At 55.3% G+C, this 11,597-nt stretch carries 8 protein-coding genes; all 8 read right to left on the reverse strand.

What is annotated here, in order from left to right; genetic code table 11:
* Window positions 1-279: 279 nt before the first annotated feature.
* A complete protein-coding gene (locus tag POG22_RS14700) occupies window positions 280-1,671 on the reverse strand; it encodes a malic enzyme-like NAD(P)-binding protein (RefSeq protein WP_017659151.1) in 1,392 nt (463 codons plus the stop codon).
* 59 nt (window positions 1,672-1,730) lie between these two features.
* Complete coding sequence (locus tag POG22_RS14705) at window positions 1,731-3,890, reverse strand: IMS domain-containing protein (RefSeq protein ID WP_498906079.1); 2,160 nt, start codon at window positions 3,888-3,890, stop codon at window positions 1,731-1,733.
* Window positions 3,891-3,922: 32 nt separating this feature from the next.
* Complete coding sequence (locus POG22_RS14710) at window positions 3,923-4,300, reverse strand: hypothetical protein (RefSeq protein ID WP_498906080.1); 378 nt, start codon at window positions 4,298-4,300, stop codon at window positions 3,923-3,925.
* Between the two features lie 106 nt (window positions 4,301-4,406).
* The gene (locus POG22_RS14715) at window positions 4,407-7,502 is read right to left on the reverse strand and encodes an efflux RND transporter permease subunit (RefSeq protein WP_063717486.1); all 3,096 of its coding nucleotides are present in this window, start codon (window positions 7,500-7,502) and stop codon (window positions 4,407-4,409) included.
* 126 nt (window positions 7,503-7,628) lie between these two features.
* Window positions 7,629-9,185: an efflux RND transporter periplasmic adaptor subunit gene (locus POG22_RS14720; RefSeq protein WP_498906081.1), complete on the reverse strand. Its 1,557-nt coding sequence runs from the start codon at window positions 9,183-9,185 to the stop codon at window positions 7,629-7,631.
* Between the two features lie 232 nt (window positions 9,186-9,417).
* Window positions 9,418-9,963, reverse strand: a complete 546-nt coding sequence (locus POG22_RS14725) for a PadR family transcriptional regulator (protein ID WP_063717484.1) — start codon at window positions 9,961-9,963, stop codon at window positions 9,418-9,420.
* A gap of 190 nt (window positions 9,964-10,153) precedes the next feature.
* Window positions 10,154-10,681 carry a hypothetical protein gene (locus tag POG22_RS14730; protein WP_017659157.1) on the reverse strand — a complete coding sequence of 176 codons (528 nt, stop codon included), beginning with the start codon at window positions 10,679-10,681 and terminating at the stop codon, window positions 10,154-10,156.
* Between the two features lie 140 nt (window positions 10,682-10,821).
* Window positions 10,822-11,289 (reverse strand): MarR family winged helix-turn-helix transcriptional regulator, encoded by a 468-nt coding sequence (locus POG22_RS14735; protein ID WP_063717482.1) that lies wholly within the window; start codon window positions 11,287-11,289, stop codon window positions 10,822-10,824.
* Window positions 11,290-11,597 lie beyond the last annotated feature (308 nt).

Consider the following 11,597-nt stretch of genomic DNA (forward strand, 5'->3'; position numbering starts at 1 on the left):
CGCGGCTCTTTCTATATCTGTTTTTAAGTTCTTCTACTGGCAAATGGGGAACTATCGTTGCTGTTCTCGGCATCACTTTTTAAGTCTGAAGTTTTAACTATTATAGCGTGGCTTTGACAACTGGATTCCGTATCACAAGGGATAGAGCCTCTAGCCCTCGTTGAAAATGGAGAGATTTGTGAGGCTTCAACGCCATGAGATCGATCGTTTGTGTCTGTGTCTCGGTGGTGCGTTCCCCAGAAACCGGGTTAAAAAAACCCGGCTTCTCAAGCTCAATTCCTAACACTGCGCGACGCCTTCTTGACGCGCCGCCCGCTGCACCGCCGCCGAAACCGCCGTTGCTACGCGCTTGTCAAACACCGAAGGCACGATATGCTCGCGATCGAGCTGGGTTGGCGACACCAGAGACGCGATCGCACTGGCCGCTTCCAAATACATACTCGTCGTCAAATTCGAGGCGCGACAGTCCAACGCCCCGCGAAACACCCCCGGAAACGCCAAAACATTGTTAATTTGGTTGGCGTAGTCGCTGCGTCCGGTTGCAATCACCGCCGCTTCGTTTTGAATGCTTTCCGGTTGAATCTCGGGAATCGGATTCGCCATGGCCATGACGATCGCATCGGAGGCCATCGTTTTCACCATATCCACCGTTAACACCCCCGGAACGCTGACGCCGACGAACACGTCCGCCCCCTTCACCGCATCAGCCAGGGTTCCACTCACCGAACTGGCAAACTCCTGTTTTTGCGGCGTCAAATCGTCCCGCTTGGTTGAAATAATCCCCCTCGAGTCGCAGAGAACAATATCCCCAACTCCAGCTTTTCTCAACAACCGCGCGATCGCCAAACCAGCCGCACCCGCCCCGTTCATGGCGATGCGAATCTCCGACATGGACTTATTCACCAGTTTCAGCGCGTTGATCGACGCCGCTAACGTCACGATCGCCGTACCGTGTTGGTCGTCGTGAAACACCGGAATATCGAGTTCTTCCCGCAGTCGTCGTTCCACCTCAAAACAGCGAGGTGCAGAAATATCCTCTAAATTCACCCCACCGAACACCGGCGCGATATGTTTGACGGTGGCGACAATTTCATCGACATCCTGGGTATCGAGACAAATCGGAAAGGCGTCAATTCCTGCAAACTCCTTAAACAGCATGGCTTTCCCTTCCATCACCGGAAGCGCACCGCCAGGTCCCAAATTGCCCAACCCCAACACCGCACTACCATCGCTGACGATCGCCACCGTGTTGCCCTTCATGGTCAGACTGTACACCAACTGCGGGTCGTCCGCGATCGCCCGACTGACGCGCCCCACACCGGGAGTGTACGCCATGGCCAACTCCGATTGGCTTTTTAGGGGCAAGCGACTTTGAATGTGGATTTTGCCGCCTCGGTGCAAATTGAAGGTGCGATCGAACACCTCGAGGACTTCCACCTCGTCGATCTGATTCACCACTTGGGTAATCTTTTCAGCGTGTTCCGTACTCGACGCATCCACTGTAATATCGCGCACGGAGGTTTTGCGGTTTTGTTCGACGAGATCGATTTGACCCAAATTGCCGCCCACGGAAGCGATCGACTGGACGACGCTCGCTAGCATTCCAGCTCGATTGGGCAGGCGAAAGCGTAAGGTCAAACTGTAGCTCGGATTGGGGGTCAGTTCTACCATTCGTAAAAAATGCGCTGGCGAAAATCGTTAACTCACCATTATTGACCGAGAACCGCCGATTATTCCACCACCCAATCTTGAATTTTCCAGGTACCGTCGCTACGGATCAGTTCGTACACCACAGTGAGATTGTCGTCCCGTTCGGTAGTCGGTTGTCCCCCTTCATAAAGGGTTGCTTGCTCCCTCACCTGAGCCGTCGCCACAGCCCGATTCGGGTCGTTAGCATCGGGGGTCACGCTGCTGATGTCGAGGTCGTGCTGGTACTCCCAATACCAGCCGTTCGTTTGCGCCCGTTCTGCTAGCTCTTGCCACTCTGCCAGCGCCGGCCCTGTCAGGATTTCTTGAATTTTGTCGATTTGACGATCGCTGCCCATCGCATCCGCTTTCACGTTCAACCAGTTTTGAATCGTGGTGCGGGCTGTTTCGGTATCGATGGGGGCGTTGGGATCGATAGCGGGGAGCGTGGCGTCGGGAAGTTCTACAGGAGGCGTTGCGATGCCGATGTCTAATCCGTCGTTGTCGAGTTCGGGACCCGAGAGTCCCAGCATCGCCGCCAAACCACCCAAAATGCTCGTCAGGATAAAGCCCAGCAGCGCCAGTCCCAGCACTCCAACCCCGATGGCAATCATCAGGCGATCGATCTTGAGACCTTTGCGACGCGGGCGGCGTCCCCGTCGTCCCGTTCGCCGCGCCGGGGGCGGACTGTCTTCGTCTAAGCCGAAGGGATTGCTCGGAGGGAGGTTGATTCCGCCCCGTCCGGGTTCGCGACTGGCAGACGCTGACGTTCCCGTCAGTTGCCAAGACGGAGCGCTCGATCGCAGGGTTTGAGAAGAACTGAAACTCGAAGGGGCTGCCGTCGCCGTCTGACCGACCGGGCGAGCGGTCGGAACGGCGGCCACGGCGGTCGAGTCAGGCGGGGGCAGTGCGGTTTGAGTTGCCGAAACCACCCATTGGCTGGATTCTTCAGTTTCTGGCGGCAGGTTTTCGAGGTGGGTTTGAACTTGGGGATCGGCGAAATAGTCTTTGAGGGAGGCGGTTTTGTTGACCAGATCGCGAAAGTGCGGAAAGACATCTTCTTGTAACCACCGTTCGCCGTACAAACAGAGTCCCGGCAGCAAATCCGGCGATCCTTGGGAATTTTCGCGAATGAAGGCGATGGGGCTTTCTTCTTGGGAGAGTTCTAAAGCTCGCGTCGCCTGGTCGGTTTGTCCGAGGAGGAGGGCGCAAATGGCTTGTTCGAGGCGAACGTCTTGGCGGCGACCGAGTTGGATGAGGAGGAGTTTGGCGCGGTAAATCAGTCCCGGTTGGCGTTCGGCGAAACCTCTACCGACGAGGGCGTACACGGCGAGGTATGTTGCGACGGCGGACGGACGGCGGGCTTCCATTTCAAACAGCAGTTGCTGTTCGGCGGCGGTCGTATACTGGCGCAGTTGTTGGACGAAGCGCAGGAAGTCATCGACATCGAGGCCGGAGCGATCGTCGCCAGAACCGTCGATACCGCCGCGTTCTTGAATCATGTCCCGCAGCAGTTGCAGTCCCCGCTGGCGGGGAACGTCGCGATCGAGCGGTAACGAGAGCAGTTCGAGAACGCGGTAGGGGCGGAGTTTGTAGAGATCGGCTTGCATTTCGCCTCGTACTTGAGGGAACAGTCCTTCACGCAAGAGGAGCGCTTGTCCGGCTTCGAGGGAGGAGGCCGCTCGTTCGTATTGACTTTGTTGCCACTGTTCGCGCCCCATTTCTAAATACGCGATCGCCACGGTGAGAACGAAGTCCGCGTGAATTACCGCCTCGCTTCCCGAGAGTTCGTCCGTGGGTCGGTGGACGAGGTGGGGACGCCCCAGTTTCAACACGAGATCGTACTCGCCGAGTTCGAGGAAAATCGGCAACGCGCCGACGAGTTGCTCGTCTTCGATTTCGAGGCGGGGAGTTTGAGAGTCCCGACGCACTGCCCCCGTTCCGTTTTCGCTGGTTTCGGCGTCGGTTTCGCCGAGGTCGTAGGTTTTAGAGAGAAAGGTGGCGTCGTATCTCGCCCGTCCGTCGGGGTCGCAGAGAACGGTGTAGGCTTCGTCGATCAGTTGTTTGCGAGCGCGAACGGCTATCTCAGAATACTCCCGACGCGGCAGTTGTCGAGAGCGATCGTGATAGGCTTGTTGGATCTGTTCGGCCGTCGCTTGAATCGGCAAGCCGAGAATTCGATAGTAATCGAGTGGAATTAGCACGGCGCTCCACTTCCCCAAAGGTGAAACCGAGTCTAACCTATGGTATCTGACAACTGGTGGAATTGCGTAACGTTCGCACGGCAGATGGGAAAGAGTTGAGGGCGATCGCTCGAACGTAGCGAAGGTTGGGCGATCGCAACGGGAAATTCTAAGCGGGACACGGCAAGATCGGCGATCGATCGGTTAAGGCAACGGCGTATTTCTGACGGTGACTTGCACTGAGACCTCAATGCGATCGGCGAAACAATTTCTCGGCGATCGATGCTTCCCCAGTTTCGACCTACTGTCTGAGTCTCTCCAGCGATCGTCTGCTCTGGCTGATACTGACCCGAGTTGGCAATCTGTATTGTCGTTGTCGGGGCGATCGCACGATGCGAATTCCAACAAAACGAGCGAAAAATTGAACACACACCGATCGCAACACCCCCTTCAAAAGAAAATCCCCTTCTTCCGTTTCCAGAAGAAGGTGGAGGGTTGAGACAAACTTAAAAAACAGAGAAAATTCAAACGCGAAACTTAGGTTTCCGGCGTCAAATGAAGCGATTTCACCAAGCGTTTCTGAGCCGCATTAGCCATAACGTAAAACACGGGAACCACGTACAAACTCAACAGGGTCGAAACTAACATTCCACCGACGACGGACATTCCGATGGACACCCGACTCGCCGCCCCAGCACCAGAGGCAAACGCCAGTGGCAACAATCCGAAAATCGTCGAGAACGCCGTCATCAAAATCGGTCGAAATCGAATTTTTCCTGCTTCTAAAACTGCGCGAGAAATCGACATTCCCGCTTCTCGTTTCTGGTTGGCAAATTCGACGATGAGAATTGAGTTTTTTGTCGCCAAACCGATGAGCATGATCGCCCCAATTTGACTGTAAATATTGAGGTCGAGCCGGGCCAACCACAACGCCCCGAACGCTCCCAACAGCGACAGGGGAACTGCCAACAACACGACGACGGGATCGAGATAACTCTCGAACTGCGCCGCCAACACCAAGAAAATAAACGCCAGCGCCAAAGCGAAAATAAACGATGTGGCTTCTCCTGCTTCGGCGAACTCCAACGATTGACCCGTCAACCCAGTCGTGATGCTGTCGGGAACCACTTCGTCCGCTAACGTCTCCAACGCCGTTAACGCCTGACCCAGACTGTAACCCGGAGCGGGACTCGCCTCGATGGTAGCCGATCGAAACCGTTGGTAGTGTTCGATTTGCGGTGGCGTCGTGGTGGTATCGAGGGTCACGACATTCCCCAGCGGAACCACAGCCCCGTCTTGGGTGCGAATATAGAGTTCGTTGATATCCTCGGGACTCATGCGGAAGCTGTCTTCGGCTTGCACCACCACCTCGTAACGGCGATTTCCTCGGTTGAAGTTGGTGATTTCCTGACTGCCGAGGAGAATTTGCAGGGTGCTGGAAATATCCCGCGCTGTAATTCCCAATTCCGCTGCTTTTTTGCGATCGATTTCGATCGTCAACTCCGGTTGCGTTAGCTTCAACGTCGTATCGGCGTTGACCAACTCGGGGAGTTGGTTCGCTCGCTGCGCCAAGTCTCCCGACACCTGCGCCAGTTCTTCTAAATCGTTTCCCTGTAACACGAACTGCACCGGTTGACCGAATCCCGCACCGGGAAGGGACGGCGGGTTGATGGGAAACACTAAAGCGCCTGTAATGCCAGCGAACTTCCCGAAAAACTGACCGATGAGTGCCTGTTGCGACTGTTGGGGTTCGGTTCGTTCGTCCCAAGGCTGTAAGCGAACGAAGGTAATCCCCTGGTTGACCTGTCCCGGCGCACCGCCACCAAACGCCCCGACGCTGAAGTAATACTTCACTTCTGGGGTGTTTTCGTAGACGGCTTCGACTTGGCGCATCACTTCGTCCGTATAGTCGATCGTCACCCCTTGTGGCGCGCGCACGAAGGTAAAAATCCGTCCTCGGTCTTCCGTGGGCAGAAATTCTTTGGGAAGCTGGGAAAACAGCAGTGCTACTAATGCCAGGGAGATGAAAAAGCCGATAACGACTAACCCTTTCAGGGATAAGACCCCGCGCAGCGTACGGGCGTAAAAGTCGGCCAGACCGTTGAGGGCGTCTTCAACTTTATCGAACACCCAGCCGTGAAGCTGACTGTCGTGTTTGAGAATGCGTGCGGATAGGGAGGGGGCTAGGGTCAAGGCGACGAACGAGGAGATAATCACCGACCCGGCTAGGGTCAAGGCGAACTCGGTAAACAGCCGTCCGGTGGTTCCGGTGGAAAAGCCCACGGGGAGAAACACCGCCACCAATACCACGGTCGTTGCGATGACGGCGAAGACCACTTCTTTTAAGCCGTGCGTCGCCGCATGATAGGGTTTCATGTCTTCTTCTTCGATGTAGCGGACGATGTTTTCTAGAACCACGATGGTATCGTCCACCACCAACCCCGTCGCCAAAGTCAACGCAAACAGCGTCAGGGTATTGACGGAATAGTCGAGGAAGAACATGACGCCGAACGCGCCGATCAGCGAGACGGGAATCGTCACCGCCGGAACGATGGTCGCTCGCCAGTCCCGCAGGAAGAAGAAAATGACGAGAATGACCAGAAAAACGGCGAGATACAGTGAAGTCCAGACTTCTTCGATCGCCAGTTCTACGAATTCTGAGTTATCGACGGCGACTTCGTAATCGATACCGGGGGGAAATTGCGGCTGGAGTTGTTTCATTTTCTCTCGCACCCCGGCCGCGACTTCTAGGGTGTTCGCGGCTGAAAGCTTGACGACGCCCAATCCCACCGCCGGCCGACCGTTGAAGCGCACGAACGATCGCTCGTCTTCTGCGCCGATTTCTGCACGTCCGATGTCTTTGAGCCGGACTTGGGTTCCGTCGGGATTCGTGGCAACGACCAGTTCTTCGTATTCTTGGGGATTTTGCAACCGCCCTAATGTCCGCACGGAAAATTCCGATCTTTGGCCTTCGATGCGTCCGCTGGGAATTTCGACGTTTTCTCGACGAAGGGCGTCTTCGAGGTCTAAGACGGTTAAGTTTCGCGCGGCCAAGCGTTGCGGGTCGATCCACAGTCGCATGGCGTACCGCCGTTCGCCCCCGATAATGACGCTACTGACGCCATCGACGCTTTCGAGGGCGTCTACGACGAAGCGATCGGCGTAATCGCTCAACTCGAGGGTCGTGACGCCGTCTTCTTTACCGTACAAGGCAAACCAAACGATCGGAGAGGAGTCTCCCGATTCTTTCCGAATCACGGGCGATTCGACGTCGTCGGGCAACTCTCCCACGGCTTGCGAGACGCGACTGCGGACTTCTTGAGCGCCCACGTCGATATCTTCTCCGAGGTCGAACTGAACGGTAATGGAACTGACCCCTTCGCGACTTTCTGAGGTGAGGGTTTTAATGCCTTCGACCCCGTTAATTTCGGCTTCGAGAATTTCCGTGACTTCGGTTTCGACCACCCGAGGGTTCGCGCCGGGATAAACGGCGGTGATGCTCACTACGGGTGGATCGATGCTGGGGTATTCCTGAACGGGAAGACGACCGTATCCCACTAATCCGATCAGGACGATCAGCAACGAACACACCGACGCAAAAACGGGTCTCTTAATAAAAAAATTAGAAAACATCGGCGGTGCAGCCTTTACAAATTATGTTTTATGTGTTATAGAGCAGATTTTTTGGGCGGTGTGAGTCCTTTCGGGAAGAGTGAAGATAGCGAACGGGTAACCGTTTCTCCCCCTCTCCCTTGCTCCTCATCTCGCCATCTCTCCCTCTCCGCCGACCGGCATAATCGGCAATCCGTCGGCGAGTTTTTGCAGTCCCGATACGACAATGCGATCGCCGGGATTCAATCCTTCGACAATTTCGGTGCGATCGCCTTGAGAAATCCCGAGTTCCACGGCTTGACGCTTGGCTGTCACGTTTTCCCCGCTCCCCTCGGCCACGAAGACAAACCGTCGTTCGCCTTGGAAAATAATCGCCGTCGTCGGCACCACTACCGTTCCCGGCCGTTCGCGCCAGATGACTCGCGCCCGCACGAACTGGCGATCGCGCAGCGTACCGTCTCTGTTTTCAAAGGTGACTTTCACCAGAACGGTTTGGGATTCGTCGTTGACTTGCGGCGAAATAAAACTGACGCGTCCGAGGGCTAACGGAGTCAGACTTCCCGCTGCGTCGAACACTTCTACGGGAAGCCCCAAGCGCAACTCGTCAGTTCGTTCGAGGGGAATCGACAGCCGTAACTCTAGGGTTTGGTTCTGCGTCAGGGAGGCGAAGACGTCGCCGCGACTGAGGTAATCTCCCACTTTCACGGGAATGTCGCCGATGGTTCCGTTGAAGGGGGCGATAATGGCGGTATCTTGCAACCGTACTCGGGCGGCTTCTAAATCCGCTTGCGCCATTTCAACATCCGCTCGCGCTCGATCGATCTCTTCAATACGCGCCCCGTTTTCCAGTTCCCGCAATTCCTGACGTCGCTGTTCGACTAACGCCGACAGGCGATCGATATCGATATCTTGTCCGGCTTGCAACTCTTGTAACGCTTCCTCGGCTTCTCGCAACGCCGCCACAGCCGTACGGTAGCGCTCTTCTCGTTCGTCGAGTTCGTCGGTCGAGACGGCGCCTCGGGCTTCGAGGAGGCGGTAGCGTTCGATGCGCTCTTCTGCCAAGTTGACAGTGGCTCGAGCGGACTCGAGACGGGCTCGAGCTTGGGAAATTTCCGCCGGACTCACACCAGAACGGGCGTTTCGCAGGTCGGCTTCGGCTTGTCGCAGGCGAGCGCGAGCCTGGGCGATTTGTTCTTCTCGGGTACCCGCCTGCAATTCAGCTAGTTCCGCTTGGGCGCGGCGCACGTCGGCTTGGTTTTGGGCGATGTCGGCTTCGACCGAACGGGGATCGAGCTGAGCGAGGACTTCACCCTGTCCCACCTCGTCCCCAGGACGCACGTACACTTCAACCAGTTCGCCGTTCGTTTCAGCCCGCAGCGTGGCAGTTTGCTGGGCTTCTAGAGTCCCCACGAATTCGGAGGAATCTTCGACGCTGGAGGTTTCGACGGTATCGATTTGTACGGGGGTCGGCGGCGGACCGGACGCTTGTTCGGTACTGGCACCTCGGCGCGACTGCCACCACTGCCAGCCGAGAAATCCACCGCCTCCAGCCAGAAGGACGATCGCGACGATCGCGATTCCCCACCGAGGCGGTTTGGGGGACGGAGGACGATCGAACGGACTCGAGGAAGACTCTTCGGCCACGGAAGAGTCCGGCGATCGATCTTCTGTTGAAATCGTAGATTCGGGAAGTTGGGTAGACATCTCTATCGCACCTCAAGATCGTTGACGGACAGATTTAGGACAGGGACGGATTCGGGTAATACATGATATCGCAAATATAATACAAATTGTATTACGACGTGCCAAACACGGTCGAACTCGGGATCTTACAAAAATTCGCACGCTAGTCTTTCAAGCTGTACGATCGCCGTCGGATCGGCTCTCAACGTTGGACGCGAACCGATCTCGAATTTGAAACAAAAACTCTCAAACGTCAGGTTCGAGCGGAAGATTGTAATTCTTCGACCTCTCGAACAGATTCCTGGGCGAGCTGTTGTTTCAACCATGCGACTTCTCGCTCGAGCATCTCGAGATGTCGCTCTACGGCAGCTTGATGGTAGCGATCGTCGGGGAAATCCTGGGAATCGACGTATTCGCGGCGTGTCTGACAGGCTCTCAGGCGATGTTGAATGAGTTTGACCCGGTTTTCCAGTTCGAGATCCTCGAAAAAGACGAACTTCACCATAAAGCGCGCTCGACTTTTGACCCAGCTATCTTGAGGCTGTTCGAGCATTTTTTCCCGCCAGCGATCGCGCCCTTTTGGGGTGATGGCGTAGATTTTGCGTGTCGTTCCGGCATCGCCCGCTTCTTCAGTTAACGTATGGATGTATCCTCGCTCTTCGAGACGGTGCAACAAGGGGTAAATTGCGCCGTAGTTTACACTGATACAACTGCTCATGAACAGCTCTAGCTTTTGCTTTAGGCGATAGCCGTGCAGGGGTTCCCGTTGCAGTAAACCGAGAGCTGACAACTCAAGCATATATATCAGATTGATATGACTGGGCTGTCAACAGTATAGCGAATTTTGCCAAAAAGGGAAGTGTTTGCGATCGCCCAAACGTCGGTACAGCCCATCTCAGAGCATTGCTACTCGACTATCAAACGATAAAAGCTCGGACTCGATGGCGTTCGATGCGCCCCTGACTCGCCGTGCCGTTTGCGATCGTCGCTCAACGGCTCTCCGTCTTTAAAGAGGATTTTAGAGTGCGTCTTCCCCACGGTTTCAATACGGAAATGCCGATAATTACCAGGAGAAGAACCACTTGAAACGCACTACCCCACAATACCGCTCGGGTATCGAATTGATAGATCGGATCGATGGCGGCTTGCAATCCTTCGAGAGCGGAGAGCCGTTCGGCGGTATGACTCCAGGGAAATAGTAAGCCCGTTCCAAACCCAATTAACGCCGTGGTCAAACCCCATTTCGCCATCACCCAGTAAAACTTGGTAAAGCCGTAATTCGTGACCCAGCAAAGAGCGGTTGCAGTGACGACCGCTCCAATAGCAGAGGGAATGACAATCCAATCGTCGAGTAAATTCGCCGCAGCATGGAAAGCGGTTGTCTCTGCGACATCTGTAGCCTGTTGGTTCTTTAACGACAACAGAAAGATGCTGACCACGGAGCCAGTCCACAGGGCGGCAAAGCTAACGTGGGCTGACAACAACCAGTTTTTCTGACGAACGTTCAATTTAGGCATTGCGACCTCCTTCTCGGGTGTTTGACGGTTGCAGCAAGTTGAAGCCACCGGTCAACGCGACTCGAGGTATAAATTTAATAGGTTAATAATCAATATATTAAGTATTTTTCAAACCGTCAAGCTCACTCGAGTTTCGAGGTTTAAAACAAGTTGGCTACGATGCGATCGAGAACGCGCGAAACGACCTCCCGATCGGCGTTCGGGACATTTTGCGTTGCTTTAGCGATCGTCTCGGCAGCGATCGGCGGCAGAACGGTCGCGAGTCGTTTTCCCTCTGCCGTCAGCCAAATTCTGACAATGCGTCGATCCTTAGAATCGCGCTCGCGATGGACGAGATTGCGTTCCTCCATGCGATCGACCACCCCCGTTAGCGTCGCCCCCAACTGCTTGAGCTTGTCGGCAATGCCCGAGGTCGAAAGCCCGTCTTCTTCCCACAGACAGCACAGCACCAGATAGTGAAACGGAGTTAAGCCGTAGGGTTCCAGGCGCTCGAGGAACTCACGATACATCAGTTGAGAGGCTAGCTTGAGCTTATATCCTAGATTGTACGGAGCTAGACAATCTCGCCATTGCTGAATAAACTCAGAATCAGAAGAAGAACCGGGCATGGGCGATCGCAAATGAATACACCTCCACCTGCGTCCCGCGAGGTGGAGGTGTCTTGATTAGAAGGGCTTATCCCTCCCGACAGGCGGTATTCTCGCCGAACCGCCAGAACTTTGGCTGGACTGCTCCCCCAAGTCGTTTCCGCTGTGGGGCTTTTGGTTAATTTCTCTCGCCTAGAGTCCGACGTGTACGAACCGACTCAGAGGACTTATAGGTTGGGTTTCCCTTTCGCTGAGAGGTCGTGCCTCCAGGTGGTTCGGAATCTCGTTCCGCCCTTTGCCGTACCGCTCAGGATAGGGCAATTCTAACA

The organism is Geitlerinema sp. CS-897 (assembly GCF_028368005.1).
Classification (GTDB): domain Bacteria; phylum Cyanobacteriota; class Cyanobacteriia; order Cyanobacteriales; family Geitlerinemataceae; genus Baaleninema; species Baaleninema simplex.

Coding starts and splice junctions, on each gene's coding strand:
- POG22_RS14730 (WP_017659157.1), bottom strand. CDS start 10,681: ATGCCTAAATTGAACGTTCGTCAGAAAAACTGGTTGTTGTCAGCCCAC.
- POG22_RS14735 (WP_063717482.1), bottom strand. CDS start 11,289: ATGCCCGGTTCTTCTTCTGATTCTGAGTTTATTCAGCAATGGCGAGAT.
- POG22_RS14725 (WP_063717484.1), bottom strand. CDS start 9,963: ATGCTTGAGTTGTCAGCTCTCGGTTTACTGCAACGGGAACCCCTGCAC.
- POG22_RS14720 (WP_498906081.1), bottom strand. CDS start 9,185: ATGTCTACCCAACTTCCCGAATCTACGATTTCAACAGAAGATCGATCG.
- POG22_RS14700 (WP_017659151.1), bottom strand. CDS start 1,671: ATGGTAGAACTGACCCCCAATCCGAGCTACAGTTTGACCTTACGCTTT.
- POG22_RS14715 (WP_063717486.1), bottom strand. CDS start 7,502: ATGTTTTCTAATTTTTTTATTAAGAGACCCGTTTTTGCGTCGGTGTGT.